This is a genomic window from Actinosynnema sp. NPDC059797 (assembly GCF_042732085.1).
Classification (GTDB): domain Bacteria; phylum Actinomycetota; class Actinomycetes; order Mycobacteriales; family Pseudonocardiaceae; genus Actinosynnema.
In genome coordinates this window covers 33,639-49,948 of the sequence record NZ_JBHWIE010000012.1, presented here as the reverse complement: position 1 = coordinate 49,948, position 16,310 = coordinate 33,639, and the positions used below count along the sequence as shown (strand labels likewise).

The window sequence follows — 16,310 nt, the reverse complement described above, 5'->3', positions numbered from 1 at the left end:
AGGGGGAACCGCCGGCGCCGAGTCCGGGGAATTCGGCGCCGGCGGTACGCGGTGGATCAGGTCACCACTGGAAGTAGGAGAGGGTGTGCGCTCCCCAGTCGTCCAGCACGAGCCGGGCTCCGTCGGCCGTGCTCTCGTTCTCCGGCATGAGGCACCCGCCAACCTGCAGGTCCGCGTTGCAGATGCCTGATGTCTGCGATTGGTTCATGTCCTTCGCCCCGCTCGACAGGGCGGCTGCGTGCCACAGGGCTCCCACGTCCGTGCGCGGGTCGGACCCGCACTGCCTGGCCTCGGCGAAGTTCTTGTTCGCCACCGGGTCGTGCTTGGCGACCATGCACAGTCCTGTGGATCGTTGGATCAGCCGGTATTCCTTGAATTTCTGCGAGTTCGCGGTGTTGGGGACGTGGCGGATCAACCAGTCGTCGCTGATGTTGTACAAGCAATCCCGGATCAGGACCGGCGCCGGGTAGGTCGTGGTCGAGGCCGCGACGCATTTGTTGCTCCAGATGTTGACGAACTGGGGGGCGACGTAGTCGGTGTCCTGCTGGAACTCGGTCAGCGGCGAGAACATGAGGGCGTCGAACGCCACCACGTGGCCACCGGTGCCGTCGCCCGAGAGCGAGCTCAAGGTGACCTTCGGGATGTTGTCGAAGTCGAAGTTGCCCAATGGCATCCACTGGCCGCGGTAGTCGCGCTGGCTCTTGGTGACGGTCTGCCTGCCGTAGGCGGTCTCCAGCTCGTAAACCGCCGCGGGGGTCTTCGCCGAGCCGTGCGAGGGGATGTAGGCCCAGACGCCCACGCGGCCGCGCAGCTTCTGGTTGAGTGTCCAGTCGACCGTCGTGACGGCCTTCAGCTCGGCCGGGGTGTTCCGCTTGCTGTGGCTGATCCAGAAGTGCCCGCCGAACCCGGTGCCGATCTGGTGCAGGTCGACCCACGCCGCCGGTTTGTCCTGGCGGAACGCCATGGTGCCGAGTGTCGACATCCTGTTCGCGCACCCGGCTCGTCGTGTCGGCGCGCCGTGGTCGACGACCAGGCTCCGGGAGCTGTGCGGCAGCTCGATGGACGGGGGGCAGTAGGGCGGCCAGCTGCCGCCGTTCGCGGGCTCCAGCCCGTACTCCGGGTAGTCGTACCGCACGTACTCGACACCGCAGGTGTTGCAGTTCGGCTTCCACGCGGCCGAGGTGTGCCACCAGCACTTGAGGTCGTACTGGCCGACGTTGTTCTTGTGCGCGCACGGCCCCGTGTCCCGCTCGGGGTCGTCGTCGACGTCGGGGTCGTTCGGCGTGAACCTGCCGCCGGGCACGCAGTCGTTGGCGGCCGTGCAGAACAGGAAGCGGTCCGGCTTCACGCGGTGCTTGTTGTACGCGGCGCTGCCCTGCTCGGTGACCGGGCCGTTGCCGCCCGGCCAGAGGCCGTAGAGGAAGAACGGCACCTCGGTGTACGGGTCCTCCCAGCCGGTCGGCGGGTTGGCCGCGAAGCCGAGCACCTTCTCCGGGTAGGGCCAGTCCTGCGGGTGCGCGAAGTCCCTCGGGTTCTCGCCGAACGGGAGCCGGTTCGGGTCGTAGTTCGGGTTCGCGGGGTTGTTGGCCCAGCCCAGGCCCCACGCGCCGGTCGGGTCGTCGCCCTGCGGCTTGAAGCCGGAGTTGTAGGACCACGCCGAGAAGAACCAGTTCTCGATCTTGGTGATGTCGTTGTTGTTCAACGTCATGCCGGCGGACTGGAGCTCGTTCCACTTCTCCTGGAGCTTCCGCAGGCCGGCGGCGACGTTGGCCGCGTAGTCGGTGGCGATGGCGAGCTGCTGCTCGTAGGGCAGGGCTTCCCCCGCGCCGGGCCTGCGCATGCCGTCGGTCATCTGGGTGACGCCGTAGCCGCAGTCGGCGTGGGCGAAATCGACGTCCCAGTCGTTGCCCTCGTTGGCGTCGTAGAGCTGCTGGCCGTAGTAGTTGCCGATCAGCGGGTTGCCCGTCTCACCCGGCAGGATGAACCGGGCGGCCTGCCACATGTTCGACTCCTGGCCGGTGATGCCGAGCATGACCTGCGCGGGCACCTGGCCGCCGTTGGCGTTGAGCATCGTGTGCTGGGGGAACATCTGCTGCGGCCGGTAGCCGCCGGTGTGGCCGCCCCAGTAGAGGTCCCGGAAGATGTTCAGGTGGCCCTTCACCGCCATGTCCACCGCCCACTCCACCTGCTTGGGCTTGGGCTGGAGCACCTGCCGCTGCGGGTCGTTGCGGGGGATGGCGCAGGTGTAGCCGGCCTCGACCTCGCGCGGGGTGAGCGCGTTCGCGGGGTCGATCCCGAAACCCATCTCCCGGCCGGTCTTGAGGCTCCTGGCCTTGATGTTCCACGGCTGCGAGAGGGCCTCGCGCGAGACCTTGGCGGGCGACAGCCCGGTGATCACGGCCTCGGCGGTGGTGGACACCGCGGCGCCCGCCGGCGCGTCGAGCTCGGCGACGGTCGCGGGCAGGGCCTCCAGCTCCGCGTCACCGGTGATGAACACCCGGCCGCTGCTCGCCGCGGTCAGGCCGACCCGGCCCACGGCGCCCCGCGCGAGCAGCGACGTCCGGCCCCGCACGCCGGTGGAGCGCTGGACGTTGACCGTCTCGGCGTCCTCGGCGGCCATGAAGACGACGCCGCCGTCCCGGTCGGCCTTCAGGTGGAACGGGACGCCGGCGGTCTTGGCGATCCGCTGCTTCTTCCCGTCCCGGCCGACGTGCAGCACGCCCGTGCCGCCCGCCACCGCGAAACCGTCCCGCAGCGGGACGGCGGAGGTGAGCTGGCCGTCCAGTTCGGTGCGGTCGCTGAGCTTCCCGGTGCTCGCGTCAACGGTGCGCAGACCGGTCTTCACCAGGTCGGTGTCCCCCGCCTGGGTGAGCGCGACCTCCTCGCCGAGACCGCAACCGGGGTTGTAGTAGGCCAGCGTGGTGCGCACCGGCAGGTCGGTGACCTCGCCCGACACCAGGTCGACCACCGCGGAGAACCCACCGCGGGCGAAGAGCTTCTCGTCGTTGGTGAACGCCCGCGGCGCGTAGACCACCACGGCCTTGGTGCCGGAGCCGGTCACGCACGCGTTGCCGACCCACGCGTCCGCCTCCAGGCCCGGTTTGCGCAGCGTGGCCGCGGTCCGCCAGGTGTACCCGGTCTTGGCCTCGGCCACCAGCACGTGGAAGCCGTTGGCGTCACCGCCGGTGGTCCACAGCCGGTCGCCGGACGCCCGCCAGTCGGCGCCGAGGAGTTCACCCCGCTGCTCGGCCGCCACCGCGGGCGGTTCGACCGGGGCCGCGGGCGCGACCGGCTTCTGCTCGGGTTCCGGCGCCGGTTCGGCCGAACCGACCGGAGCCGCTGCCAGCGCGGCGGCCAGCGCTGCCGCCACGGGCAGCGCCATTCTCCTTCTTCGCATGTGCCCACCATTCTTCGAAATGATTGCAGGTCAATTCGGCCGAGCGCTCGACCGGGCGCGTTCGGCTGGGCGGGCGCCCGGGTTGGCGCTCGCCGGTGGTGCGGGCGTGGTTCGGTGCCGCGGCGTGGCCGCGGTGGTACTTGCGTGGAAAGACCTGCTCGGCGAGGTCGGTGTGACGACCTGCGGGCGCCGAGGCGGCCGGGAATCGCTACCTCGGCGCTCGCCAGGAATAAGCGGAATTCCCGCCGAGTTGCGAAATAGTTTCGATGATCTTGCCCACTCGCGCCCCCCTGGCTGCCGTGAACCCCATCAAATCGAGACAACTACAGGGTGGGTCTAAAGTCAATTATTTGTGTTGTGGTGCAGATCACTTACGTCTTTTTGGGTGAAGAGAAGTACTTCGTTGACAGTTCTTCCGGACAAAGCAGAAGGGCCCGGCGGGTAGCCGGGCCCTTCTGGTCACGGGTGGATCAGCCACCGCCGCCCGGTGGTCTGACGTTGTTGCCCGGGTTGGGGTCTTCCTCGCCGGTCGTGGGCGTCGTGGTCGGCGTGGTCGGGCAGACGAGGCCCGTGCACGGCCGCGGCGTCCGCGTCGTCGTCGTCGGAGTGGTGGTGCTGGTCGGCGGGGTGGTGGTGGTCTTGTCGTCGTCCCGGTCGTCGGGATCCCGGTCTCGCGACGGGTTCGTGGACGGGTTCGTGGTGACGACGGGCCTGGGGTTCTCGTACTGGCCCATCGGCTTGGCCTTCGGGAACTTCCCGGACTCCGCCCCCGCGAGGGCGTTGTCCATGAACTTCTTCCAGATCTGGCCCGGCAGGCCGCTGCCGAAGATGGGGTCGCCGTCGGCGTCCTGCAACGCCACGTTGCCCGCGTCCTTGCCCATCCACACCGACGCCGACAGCGTCGGCGTGTAGCCCACCATCCACGCCTTCGAGTTCTGGCTGGCGTCGTCCGGGAGCTCGTGCGTGCCGGTCTTGCCCGCGCATTCGCGGCCGCCCGCGCACTCGATCTTGGAGTACTTCAGCACCGGCTTCAGCGCCTCGGTCACGTTGTCCGCGATGTCCTGGCTCTTCGTCGGGTCGCTGTCGAACGCCACCCGCGACACGTCGACGTGCTGGTAGATCGCCTCGCCGTCGTCCTTGGTGATCTTCGAGACGAAGAACGGCTCGTGGTAGACGCCGCGTGCGGCGAACGTCGCGTAGGCGGACGCCATGTCGAACGGCCGCACCTGGGCCTCGCCGCCACCGAGCGCGATACCGATGTTGGGCGCCCCGCCGGTCTCCTTGTTGATCAGGAGCTCTTCTTCCCTGCCCTGAACGGTCACCTTCTTCGGGATGCCCGCCGCGAACGCCGCATCGGCCACCGGCTGGGTGCCGATCTCCAGGACCATCTCGTAGAACACGGTGTTCAGCGACATCTCCATCGCCTTGCGGATGGGGCACCGCTCACCGCACGTGTTGCGGGGGTCCGAGGCGTTGCGGATCACCAGCGGCTCGTCCGTGCCGATGTCGAACGTCTTCGGCGACCGGCCGTCGTAGGTGCTGCCGAGGCCCTTGCCGTTCTGGAGCGCGGCCACCAGGTCGAACGGCTTGAACGACGAGCCGGCCTCCTGGATCGTGTCGCGCGCGTAGTCCTGCCCGACGCCGTCCTTGCCGGCGTAGTAGGCCCGCACCGCGCCGCTGGTCGGGTCGATGGCCGACAGCGAGGTCCTCAGGTCCTCCGGCTGGCCGTTGAGCACCTCGGCCACCGCGTCCTCGGCCGACTGCTGCATCTTCGGGTCGATCGTGGTGTGGACCGTGACGCCGATCTTCTGGACCTTCTCCTGGTCCCAGCCGACCCGGGCCATCTCGTCGAGGACCTGCTGGCGGATGTGCAGGCGCGGGCCGCTCAGGCCGCTCTGCTCGCCCACCGAGATCCGCTCCGGCAGCGTCTCCGCCTGCCGGTAGGCCGAGTCGATCCAGTTGAACCTGAGCTGCTGGTCCATCACGTAGTTCCAGCGCTCTTCGACGTAGGCCTGGTCCTCGGAGCGGCTCGGGCTCTGGATCATGCCCGCCAGCACGGCCGCCTGCGACGGCGTGATCTGCTGGAGGTCGTCGACGCCGAAGTACGCCTTCGCCGCGGTCTTGACGCCGTACGCGCCGCGGCCGAAGTACACGGTGTTCAGGTACGCCGTGAGGATGTCGGGCTTGTCCTGCTGCTCCGACATCTTGTAGGCGGCGACCATCTCGTTGAACTTGCGGGTCAACGTGGCGTCGGACTGGTCGGTCGCCTCTTTGACGTACTGCTGGGTCAGGCCGGAGCCGCCGGACGAGCGGCCGGTGGCCTGGTACCAGACCGCGCGGACGATGGCGCGCATGTCGAAGCCGAGGTTCGTCTCGAACGTCGGGTCCTCGGCGGCGAAGACGGCGTGCTTGATGGAGTCCGGGATGTCCTCGTACTTGACCAACGTGCGGTTGGCCTCGCCGAGGGCGATCCGGGCCATCTCCGAGCCGTCGGAGTAGCGGATCGAGATGACCTTGCTCTGACCCGCCGCCACCTCCTCCGGGTTCGGGACCTCGACCACCTGGTAGGCGATGGCGAAGGCGACGACCGGGGCGAGCAGCATCAGGCCGAGCGCCACGTAGGTGGTCCGGCGGACGCGGCGCCAGATCTTCTTCCGGCGCACGGCCTTGGCCTCCTCCTCGGACAGCTCGTAGTCGTACTCGTCCTCGTCGTAGAACGGCTCCAGCTCGACCTCGTCCTCGCGGTGCGTGAGGAGTTCGGGCTCGCGGGGCAGGCTCTGGTGCACCGGCGCCAGCATGTCCGTCGGCTCCTCGCCGGGACGGTGCTGCCGGCCGGGGTCGCCGGGGCGGCGGGGACCGCCGGGGCCTCCCGCCGCGGGACGGCCGCCAGGGGGCAGCGGGCCCGCCGGGCCACCGGGGCGGCGCACGCCGCCGGGAGGGGTGTTCGGGCGCTGGGGCGGGCCGCCGGGCACGCTGCCCGCGGCCGAGCGGGCGTCCGGCGCGCCGGGGCGACCGGCGGGGCCACCCGGAACTCCGGGGCCGCCCTGACCACCGGGACCACCCTGCCCACCAGGCGCGCCGAAGCCGCCGGGACCGCCAGAGCCACCGGGACGACCAGGACCGCCAGAGCCGCCGGCACCGGGACCACCGGGACCACCGGGGCCGTTAGGACCGCCGGGGCCACCCGGGCCGTTCGGTCGGCGCGGCGGCTGCGCACCGGCCCGCGGCACCCCGCCGGGCGGCGTGCCGGGCGCGGGGGGGTGCGCGAACCCGCCGGGCGGCGTGCCGGGTGCCGGGGGACGCGCGAACCCGCCGGGGGGCGTCCCGTGCCGGGGGCCGGGCCCGTCCGCCGGGACGCGGCCGAACCCGCCGGGTGGCGTGCTCGGTCGTTCCGGCTGGTCTCCGGCTCCGCGTCGATGGGGGTGCGCGCCGCCGTCCGGGTCCTCCCCGGTCGGCCACTGCGGCTCCCCGCCGCGGTGCCTCTCGTCGTGCTGGTCGTTCACGAAATGGCCTCCCAGACCGGCGTGCGGGCGCACGCGGTTCGGTGGTCGTACGCCGCCGCTCCCTGGTGGAGCGACGCCCGGGGCCGGAGCAGGTTCACTCGGCCGCGGTCCTCCTGCGCGGCTTGCGGGTGTTCACCCCGCGCGTTCCCAGGACGTATGACTGCACCAGGTGGTTCCAACTGCATGTGCGGCAAACCTCGACCACGTACACGGTGAATTCCTCGAAGAGGGTCGCCATGCGCGTGAGCTCATCGACGGTGCGCGCGGAGCCGGCCGCGTGCTTGAGCTCGTCGCCGTAGACCCAGGACACGTGGGTGAGGGGTTCCCTGCGGCACACCGGGCAGGTCACGTCGCTCGGTCGGCCGTGGAACTTCGCAGCTCGCAGCAGGTACGGGCTGGCGTCGCACACCTCCATCGTGCCCACTCGACCCGCGTAGACCTCCGCCAGCAGCGCACGGCGCTGCAAGGCGTAGTCCACGACCTGGCGTTGGGTCAGCACGCGACCAGAGTACGTGGCGGCCCAACCCCGTTGATGGGCCGTTCAGGGCAGTGGGCACGGGCGCGCCCCGGACTGTGGGGCACGCGACACTTCCGAAGCGCGATCGGATGTATCGCACCGATATAGTGAGCACACCCATCGGCGCTCACTGAGCGGAGGTGCTACGTGCTGGAGTTCGCGATCCTCGGCCTGCTGCACGAAGCGCCCATGCACGGCTACGAGCTGCGCAAGCGCTTGACCGAGCTGCTGGGGGCGTTCCGCGCGTTCTCCTTCGGGACGCTGTACCCCACGCTGCGCAGGTTGCAACGTGGCGGGCTCATCGTCGAGGAGGTGCCCGAGGAGGACGCGGCCCGCTGGGGGCGCCGGGCCCGCAAGGTCTACAAGCTCACCGCGGAGGGCAAGGAGAGGTTCGCCGAACTGCTGGCCAACGCCGGCCCCCAGACGTGGGACGACGACTCGTTCGGCGTCCACCTGGCGTTCTTCTCCCGCACGCCCGCCGACGTGAGGATGCGGATCCTCGAAGGCCGCCGCAGGCGGGTCGAGGAGCGCCGGGAAGGGCTGCGCGACTCGTTATCGACGACGAGCGAGCGGATCGACAGGTACACCCGGGAGCTGCACCGGCTCGGGCTCGAGAGCACCGAGCGCGAGGTGCGGTGGTTGAACGAGCTGATCGCCCACGAACAGGCCGAGCAGCGCGAGCGGGACGAATGACTCAAGCAGAACTAGAAGGAGGACTCGGCATGGGCGACAACCGCCGCACCGTTCGAGTGGCCATCGTCGGGGTCGGCAACTGCGCGGCGTCGCTGGTGCAGGGTGTCCACTACTACCGCGACGCCGACCCGGCCACCCGCGTGCCCGGTCTCATGCACGTCCAGTTCGGGCCCTACCACGTGCGCGACGTCGAGTTCGTGGCCGCGTTCGACGTGGACGCGAAGAAGGTCGGCACCGACCTGTCCGAGGCGATCGTGGCCAGCGAGAACAACACGGTCAAGATCGCGGACGTGCCGCCGCTGGGCGTGGTCGTGCAGCGCGGGCACACCCTCGACGGGCTCGGCCGGTTCTACCGGGAGACCATCGAGGAGTCCGACGAGCAGCCGGTGGACGTGGCGCAGGCGCTGCGCGACGCCGAGGTCGACGTGCTGGTGTCGTACCTGCCGGTGGGCTCGGAGGAGGCCGACCGCTTCTACGCGCAGGCCGCCATCGACGCGGGCGTGGCGTTCGTCAACGCGCTGCCGGTGTTCATCGCCTCCGACCCCGAGTGGGCGGAGAAGTTCCGCGCGGCCGGCGTGCCGATCGTGGGCGACGACATCAAGTCGCAGGTGGGCGCCACCATTACCCACCGCGTGCTGGCCAAGCTGTTCGAGGACCGGGGCGTCCAGCTCGACCGCACCATGCAGCTCAACGTGGGCGGCAACATGGACTTCCTGAACATGAAGGAGCTGGAGCGCCTGGAGTCCAAGAAGGTCTCCAAGACCCAGGCCGTCACCTCCCAGGTGGACCGGGACCTCGGCAAGCGCAACGTCCACATCGGCCCGTCGGACTACGTGGCCTGGCTGGACGACCGCAAGTGGGCCTACGTGCGGCTGGAGGGCCGGGCGTTCGGCGACGTGCCGCTGAACCTGGAGTACAAGCTGGAGGTGTGGGACTCGCCGAACTCGGCGGGCATCATCATCGACGCGGTGCGCGCGGCGAAGATCGCCCTCGACCGGGGCATCGGCGGGCCGATCCTGTCGGCTTCGTCCTACTTCATGAAGTCCCCGCCCGTGCAGTACTCCGACTCGGAGGCCCACGAGGCGGTGGAGGCGTTCATCCGCGGCGACGTGGAGCGCTGAGCACCCGGGTGGTGGCCCCGGTCCCCGCGCGGGGTCGGGGCCACCACCCGCGTCAGCCCTTCGGGGCAAGCGGTCCCACGTGGGTGACGGGGCGCGTGGCCCCGTCCTGGAGCACGAGCGGACCGGCCGGCCACGACAGCCGCCGCTCGGCGGAGGTGTTCGGCGGCGTGACCACCAGCGCCCGCACCTCCCAGTCGCCGGGCCCCGGACCCAGGGCCAGGCTCGCCACGGCCTGCCGACCGGGGCCGAGCGTCACCGCGCGGGCCTGCTCGTCCCGGCGGGTGATGTCCCACGAGACGCCGTCGACGCCGTCCAGGCGCACGTCGGGGAAACCCGTGACCGTGCAGGTCACGTCGCCCTCGTTGGTGAACACGAGGGGCAGGCTGCGCTGCCCGCCCTCGGTCCGCACGGCCTCGGTGGACACGCCCAGGGACGCGCAGGCGGCCGGGTCGCCGCTCTTCGCGGTCGTCTTCTTCTTCGCGGTCGACTTGGTGACCGCGGACCCGGCCTTCGAGGACTTCGAGGTCCCCGAGGAGCACCCGACCAGCGAGACCGCCGCCGTCACCGCGACGAGCACCGCCACACCCCTGCGCATGTCTTCCCCCTGCTCCACTCACCAACGGGTGACCCCCGCCCGGGGAATCGGACGTGCGCGGCGGCCCGTGGGGACAGGGGTGCGACCCGGATCACATCACCGCTTGGACAGCCGCAGCGACCGCCAGGACCCGTCGGCCGCCCACCCGCCGTCCACCGGCAGGGCGACCCCGTTGACGAACCCGCTGCGGTCGGGATCCGCGAGGAACGCCACGGCCTGCGCGATGTCGTCCGGCGAGGCGAACCGCCCCATCGGCACGTGCTCGGTGATGTCGTCGTCCGAGTAGTGCCCGCCGGCCTGGTCGGCCACGTCCATCTCGGTCTTGACCCACCCCGGGCACACCGCGTTGACCCGCACCCCGCGCCCGCCCCACTCGACGGCGAGCGTGCGCGTCAGGCCGATCAGCCCGTGCTTGGTGGTGTTGTAGGCGGCGCGGTCGGCCACGCCGCGCAGGCCCGCCACCGAGGCGATGTTGACCACCGAACCCGAGCGGCGGGCCAGCATGAGCCGGCCGAGCGCCCGGGTGAGCAGGAACGGCCCGGTCAGGTTGACCGCCAGCATCCGCTCCCACTGCTCGGGCGTGGTGTCCTCGAACGCCCCGATGCCGGAGATGCCCGCGTTGTTGACCAACACGTCGACCCGGTCCCCGACCCGCTCGACCAGCCGCTCGACGTCGTCCACCGAGGCGACGTCGCCGACCACGCCACCGGGCGTCTCCAGCAGGTCGAACCCGACCACCTCGTACCCGTCCGCGGCCAGGACCCGGGCGATCCGCCGCCCGATCCCCTGAGCCGCCCCGGTGACCACCGCAACCCGTTGTCCCATGGCGATCAAGCTAGGCCGGTGCGGCAGAGGGCGCACACCTCCCAGTCGAACGGCCGGGCACGGACCTTCTCCAGGTATGCGGTGGCTCGTTCGTGCGTGGGGTCGAAATGCCGTCCCACGACCAGGCCGGCGACCACGCGCGCCCCGGCGCGCCGCAGCGCGACCGCGGCCGACTGGAGGCTCGCACCGGTGGTCCAGGTGTCGTCCACCAGCAGGACCGATTGACCGGCCGGCTCGCCCACGACGATCACGGAATCAGGGCGGAGCCGGTCCTCGTTCGGCTTGACCGAGCGGAGCAGCGTGGCGTACCGCCGGCTGGTCCGGCCCACCTTGCCGCCCAGGATGCCTGCCAGCGGCTCGGGTGTTCGCGTGCTGGGAACGCTGGTGACCACCCCGAAGCCGTCGGTCCCCGCGGCACGGGCCAGGCAGGTCTCGTGCCCTTGCAGGAACGCGGCCAGGACGTACGCGAGACCGTTGGTGAAATCGCGGCGTTCGCGTTCGATCGAACTGTTCTTGTAGCGCCACAGCTCGCGGGCGAGCTGGTCACCCTTCACCGCGATCGAGATGGGCACAACGGCGTCGGCGACCTCGGCCCCGAAATCGGTCTGGTGGCGGTGGCAGTGGTAGCAGCGGGTGAACTCATTCGTATCTCGACGGCACACTCGGCAGATCGACGTGTCGACGGGTGGAGGTGCCGCCAGCACGTTGCTGTAGCGCTCGCGAAGCAGGCTGTACGGGCTCATGTCACACGTCGATCAGCTCGGGGATCTCCGCCGTCAGCTCGTCGAGCACCTCCTGCAGGTGGTCGAGGCCCTTGAGGACCGTGGTGTTCGGGCGTCGGGCCATCTCGCGGCCCCACGTCGTGCCCTCGACCACCTCGGGCAGCAGGAACACGTGCCGACCGTGCTCCAGGGCCAGGCGCGCCTGGATGCGGGTGCCGCTGTGCTCACCCGCTTCGACGACCACGGTGGCGATGCCGCAGCCGCTCATCACCGCGTTGCGCATCGGGAAGTGGTGCTTCGCCGGACCCGCGTCCGGCCAGAACTGCGACACCACCGCTCCGCGTTCGGCGATCTCGGCCTGGAGCGCGCGGTTGGCCGCCGGGTAGGTGTGTCGGAGCCCGGTGCCGACCACGGCCACCGTGCGGCCACCCGCGTCGAGCGCGGCCCGGTGCGCTGCCGTGTCGATGCCCGTGGCGAGGCCGCTGAGCACCGTCATGCCGCGTGTCGTGAGCGCGCCGGCGATCTCACGGGCGATGTGCAGGCCCCGCGGGCTCGCCGTGCGGCTGCCGACCACGGCCACCGCCTGCTCGTCCGCGGGTGAGAGCGTGCCGCGAACGGTGATGAACGGGGGGCGCTGGTGGACCATCAGCAGGCGAACCGGGTAGTCGTCGTCGAGCAGGGTGATGAGGTCGATTCCCTCGGCGGCCCATGCCTCGATCTCGCGTTCGACCTCGTCGAGCCGGTGCGAGTGCTCGTTCTCGTCGTGGTCGAGCGTGGGTTGCGCCGGGGTGAGCAGCGCGTCGAGCACGGTCAAGGCTGACCGCTCGTCCTCGACCGTGCTCGCGACCTCGGCCCACGGTCGCCCGCTCGCGCGGAGAGCGAGCAAGAGCGCCGCCTGTTCGCGCCTCGACGTCATCACTCCACCTTATCGAACGTGTGTTCGAATCCGCAGGTCATTCACCCGGACGGGACGAGGTTAGTGCAGCGGGCAGTTCGGCCAGCCCGCCCAGCACCGTCACCCGCGCCAGCACCGCCGGGTCCGGCGGGAAGTGCGGGTTCGGCACCGCGTACACCGCCATCCCCGCCGCCAGCGCCGACCGCAGCCCGTTGGTCGAGTCCTCCACGGCCGCGCACCGCCCCGGCGCCACCCCGAGCCGGGCGGCGGCCAGCAGGTAGACGTCCGGGGCGGGTTTGCCCGCGCCCGCCTCCTCGCTGGAGAGCGCGACCGGCACCACGTCCACCAGGTCGGTCGCCTCCAGGAACGACCTGATCAGGGCCGGTGGCGACGAGCTGGCGATGGCCACCGGCCACCGGTCGGCGACCTGGCGCACCACGTCCACCGCGCCCGGCAGGACCGGGGGACCGGCCTCGTACCGGCGCTCCATCCGGGCGATCACGCCGGCCGCCACCTCCTCGGGCGTCAGCCGCACGCCCACGGCCTCGACCAGGTACGCCGCCCACTCGGGCGTGCTCATGCCCTGCATCGCCCTGGTCGCCCCGGCCGTCCACGAACCGCCGTGCGCGGCCGCGAACGCCTGCCTCACCTCGTCCCACACCGTCTCGGAGTCCACCAGCACGCCGTCGAGGTCGAACACCACCGCATCCACCCGGCCGACCGTAGTGTGAGCGCCCTTACTTCGCCATGCTAAGCAAAACGGTTAGGATGGCTAAGTGAAACTCTTCGACCAACCCCGTCAGGTGTGGGTCACGGCGTTCGCCGCGGTCATCGCGTTCATGGGCATCGGACTCGTGGACCCCATCCTGCTGTCCATCGCGGAGGGCCTGCACGCCACACCGTCGCAGGTCACCCTGCTCTTCTCCTCCTACCTGGGCGTCCAGGTCGTCGCCATGCTGTTCACCGGCGTCGCGTCCGCCCGCTTCGGCGCCAAGCGCACGCTCGTCGGCGGCCTGGCCCTGATCGTCGTCGCCACCCTGCTCTGCGCCCTCGCCGGCAGCATCGGCCAACTGGTCGGCCTCCGCGCCGTCTGGGGCCTCGGCAACGCCTTCTTCATCGCCACCGCCCTGAGCGTCATCGTCGGCGCGGCCAGCGGCGGCCAGAAGGGCGCGATCCTGCTCTACGAGGCCGCGCTCGGCCTCGGCCTGAGCGTCGGCCCGCTCCTGGGCGCCCTGCTCGGCAGCATCTCCTGGCGCGGCCCGTTCCTCGGCACCGCCGTGCTGATGGCCGTCGCCTTCGTGCTCTGCTCGGTCTTCCTGGCCAACGACAAGCCGCAGCACAGCATCCGCCTGCTCGACCCGCTGCGCGCGCTGCGCCACCCCGGCCTGCTGCGCACCGCCCTCGGCTCCGCCCTCTACACCGCCGCGTTCTTCGCCGTGCTGGCCTGGTCGCCGTTCGTGCTCGGCTGGGGCGCGGTCGAGATCGGCCTCGTCTTCTTCGGCTGGGGCGTCTGCGTCGCGGTCTCCAGCGTCTGGCTCGCGCCGCGCCTGGCCGACCGCTTCGGCGACCGCCGGACCACCGTCGTCGCGGTGCTCGCCTACGCGGCCCTGATGCTGGTCATGGCCCTGCCGAGCAAGCCGCTGCTGGTCGTGGCGGTGATCGTCTCCGGCGTCGTGTCCGGCCTGCTCAACACCCTGTTCACCAGCACCGCGATGAGCGTCAGCCCGGCGCCGCGCCCGGTCGCGAGCGCGGGTTACAACTTCCTGCGCTGGCTCGGCGGCGCCCTGGCCGCGACGTTCGTCAGCCACCTGCCCCAGCCGTTCGTGGTCGCCGCCGTCGCCTGCGCCCTCGCCGCCGCCCTGCTGGCCGTCGGCCGCACGCAGCGGCACGCCGTGCCGGCCACCGCCGTCCTGGTCGGCGAGGAAATCGCCGGTTAACAAAGGGTGACCGCCGGCTTACGGTCGGTTGATCGGACCCGGTCCGGGATCAGGACCGGCGCCGGGACCGACCGACCGCAGGAGGCGTTCGAGTGCGACACCTACCCCTGTTACCGAACCACCGCGCCGGCCGCGCGTCCGTCACCTGCCGCTACCGCTGCGGTGACGCGTGCTTCCACGAGGTCCCCAACACCTCGGCCAACCCCTACTTCGGGGACCTGGTCAGCCGCCGCACGGCCCTCCGCGCCGGTGTCGTCGTCGCGGCGGTCGGCGTCGTCGGGGCCGGGACGGCGGCGTGCGGCGGCGAGCCCGAGCCGCGACCGGCGGGCCTGGACTTCGCCCCCGTCGCGCCCAACCGGCTGGACGAGGTCGTCGTCCCCGAGGGCTACCGGCAGGCCGTCGTCATCCGGTGGGGCGACCCCCTGTTCCCGGACGCCCCCGAGTTCGACTTCGACCGGCAGACCGCCGCCGCGCAGGCCCGCCAGTTCGGCTTCAACTGCGACTTCGCCGCCCTGCTGCCGCTCGACCCGACCGGCCGCGAGCAGCTCCTGGTGACCAACCACGAGTACACCAGCGAGCAGTTCATGTTCCGCGGCTACGACGCGGAGGCGCCCACGCGCGAGCAGGTCGAGATCGCCTGGGCCGCGCACGGCATGTCGGTCGTGCTCGTCGAGCAGGACGGCGACGGCCGCCTCACCCCGCGCCACTCCGACCGGAACCGCCGGATCACCGCCACCACCCCGTTCCGGCTCACCGGCCCGGCCGCGGGCTCCGACCTGCTCAAGACCTCCGCCGACCCCACCGGCACGCTCGTCCTCGGCACCCTCAACAACTGCGCGGGCGGCGTCACCCCGTGGGGCACGGTCCTGTCCGGCGAGGAGAACTTCCACCAGTACTTCGCCAACGCCGAGCAGCGGGCCGACCCCCGCCTGGCCCGCTACGGCATCACCGGCGCCGCCACCGACCGCAAGTGGGAGCGCTTCGACCGGCGCTTCGACCTCGCCCGGGAGCCGAACGAGGCCAACCGGTTCGGCTACGTCGTGGAACTCGACCCCCACGACCCCGGCTCGACGCCGGTCAAGCACACCGCCCTCGGCCGCTTCAAGCACGAGTGCGCCAACGTCCGCGTGACCCGCGACGGCCGCGTGGTCGCCTACTCGGGTGACGACGAGCGCTTCGAGTACATCTACAAGTTCATCTCCGACCGGAAGCTGCGCAGGGGCGACAGCCGGTCCGCGCGCCGGCACAACATGACCCTGCTCGACGAGGGCACCCTGTACGCGGCCCGCTTCACCGGCGACAGCCCGGCGGGCGAGGTCGGCGGCTCCGGCGCGCTCCCGTCCGACGGCCGCTTCGACGGCTCCGGCGAGTGGGTGCCGCTGGCGTCCGGCGACCGCTCCTTCGTCCCGGGCATGACCGCCGAGGAGGTGTACGTGTTCACGCGGCTCGCCGCGGACGCGGTCGGCGCGACCAGGATGGACCGCCCTGAGGACATCCAGACCCACCCCCGCACCGGCGTCGTCTACTGCGCGCTGAGCAACAACGTCGACCGGGGGGAGGAGGGGAAGGAGGGCGCCACCGAGCCCAACCCGCGCGTGGCGAACAAGCACGGCCAGGTCCTGGAGCTGACCGACCGCGGTGGCGACCCGCTGTCGCTCGCGTTCTCCTGGAACCTCATGCTCGTGTGCGGCGACCCGGCCTCGCCCGACACGTACTTCGCGGGCTACGACAAGTCCCGCGTGTCCCCGATCTCCAGCCCCGACAACGTGGCGTTCGACCGGCACGGCAACCTGTGGGTGTCCAGCGACTCGGACGGCGCGCTCGACGGCTTCAACGACGGCCTGTACGCGGTGCCGGTGTCGGGGAGCGAGCGCGGCCACCTCAAGGCGTTCCTCACCGTGCCGCGCGGCGCGGAGACGTGCGGGCCGGTGATCGGCGAGCGCGTGGTCACGGTGTGCGTGCAGCACCCGGGCGAGGTCGACGGCGCGTCGGCCGACGCCCCGGTGTCGCACTGGCCCGACGGCGGCGACTCCCAGCCGCGCCCGTCGGTGGTCGCGGTGTGGCGCCCGGGGCGCCGGATCGGGGAGTGACACGTGCGGTGACCA

At 71.3% G+C, this 16,310-nt stretch carries 12 protein-coding genes; 4 read left to right on the top strand and 8 right to left on the bottom strand.

The window, feature by feature from the left end:
• Window positions 1-61: 61 nt before the first annotated feature.
• The 3 genes from ACFV4N_RS06365 to ACFV4N_RS06355 form a co-directional block, all read right to left on the bottom strand.
• On the bottom strand, window positions 62-3,397 hold the full coding sequence (locus tag ACFV4N_RS06365) for a hypothetical protein (RefSeq protein WP_499671449.1): 3,336 nt from the start codon (window positions 3,395-3,397) through the stop codon (window positions 62-64).
• A 470-nt stretch (window positions 3,398-3,867) separates the two neighbouring features.
• Entirely contained in the window at window positions 3,868-6,195 is a 2,328-nt protein-coding gene (locus tag ACFV4N_RS06360; RefSeq protein WP_499671448.1) for a transglycosylase domain-containing protein, read from the bottom strand.
• Window positions 6,196-6,994: 799 nt separating this feature from the next.
• Window positions 6,995-7,399 (bottom strand): DUF5318 domain-containing protein, encoded by a 405-nt coding sequence (locus ACFV4N_RS06355; RefSeq protein WP_344034502.1) that lies wholly within the window; start codon window positions 7,397-7,399, stop codon window positions 6,995-6,997.
• Between the two features lie 165 nt (window positions 7,400-7,564).
• Between ACFV4N_RS06355 and ACFV4N_RS06350 the strand changes: the two genes are divergently transcribed.
• A complete protein-coding gene (locus tag ACFV4N_RS06350; protein WP_344034503.1) occupies window positions 7,565-8,110 on the top strand; it encodes a PadR family transcriptional regulator in 546 nt (181 codons plus the stop codon).
• Between the two features lie 29 nt (window positions 8,111-8,139).
• Window positions 8,140-9,231 (top strand): inositol-3-phosphate synthase, encoded by a 1,092-nt coding sequence (locus ACFV4N_RS06345; RefSeq protein WP_499671447.1) that lies wholly within the window; start codon window positions 8,140-8,142, stop codon window positions 9,229-9,231.
• Between the two features lie 52 nt (window positions 9,232-9,283).
• Here the strand turns inward: ACFV4N_RS06345 and ACFV4N_RS06340 are convergent, their stop codons facing one another.
• The 5 genes from ACFV4N_RS06340 to ACFV4N_RS06320 form a co-directional block, all read right to left on the bottom strand.
• Window positions 9,284-9,826 (bottom strand): DUF4232 domain-containing protein, encoded by a 543-nt coding sequence (locus ACFV4N_RS06340; RefSeq protein ID WP_499671446.1) that lies wholly within the window; start codon window positions 9,824-9,826, stop codon window positions 9,284-9,286.
• 96 nt (window positions 9,827-9,922) lie between these two features.
• The gene (locus tag ACFV4N_RS06335) at window positions 9,923-10,651 is read right to left on the bottom strand and encodes an SDR family NAD(P)-dependent oxidoreductase (RefSeq protein WP_499671445.1); all 729 of its coding nucleotides are present in this window, start codon (window positions 10,649-10,651) and stop codon (window positions 9,923-9,925) included.
• 5 nt (window positions 10,652-10,656) lie between these two features.
• Window positions 10,657-11,394 (bottom strand): ComF family protein, encoded by a 738-nt coding sequence (locus ACFV4N_RS06330; RefSeq protein ID WP_499671444.1) that lies wholly within the window; start codon window positions 11,392-11,394, stop codon window positions 10,657-10,659.
• Window position 11,395: 1 nt separating this feature from the next.
• Window positions 11,396-12,289: a DNA-processing protein DprA gene (locus tag ACFV4N_RS06325; protein ID WP_499671443.1), complete on the bottom strand. Its 894-nt coding sequence runs from the start codon at window positions 12,287-12,289 to the stop codon at window positions 11,396-11,398.
• Between the two features lie 37 nt (window positions 12,290-12,326).
• Window positions 12,327-12,980: an HAD family hydrolase gene (locus ACFV4N_RS06320; protein WP_499671442.1), complete on the bottom strand. Its 654-nt coding sequence runs from the start codon at window positions 12,978-12,980 to the stop codon at window positions 12,327-12,329.
• A 64-nt stretch (window positions 12,981-13,044) separates the two neighbouring features.
• Between ACFV4N_RS06320 and ACFV4N_RS06315 the strand changes: the two genes are divergently transcribed.
• Together ACFV4N_RS06315 and ACFV4N_RS06310 are read left to right on the top strand one after the other, a co-directional pair.
• Window positions 13,045-14,205 (top strand): MFS transporter, encoded by a 1,161-nt coding sequence (locus ACFV4N_RS06315; protein WP_499671441.1) that lies wholly within the window; start codon window positions 13,045-13,047, stop codon window positions 14,203-14,205.
• Between the two features lie 92 nt (window positions 14,206-14,297).
• Window positions 14,298-16,295, top strand: a complete 1,998-nt coding sequence (locus tag ACFV4N_RS06310) for a PhoX family protein (protein ID WP_499671440.1) — start codon at window positions 14,298-14,300, stop codon at window positions 16,293-16,295.
• The last annotated feature ends 15 nt before the right edge of the window (window positions 16,296-16,310 follow it).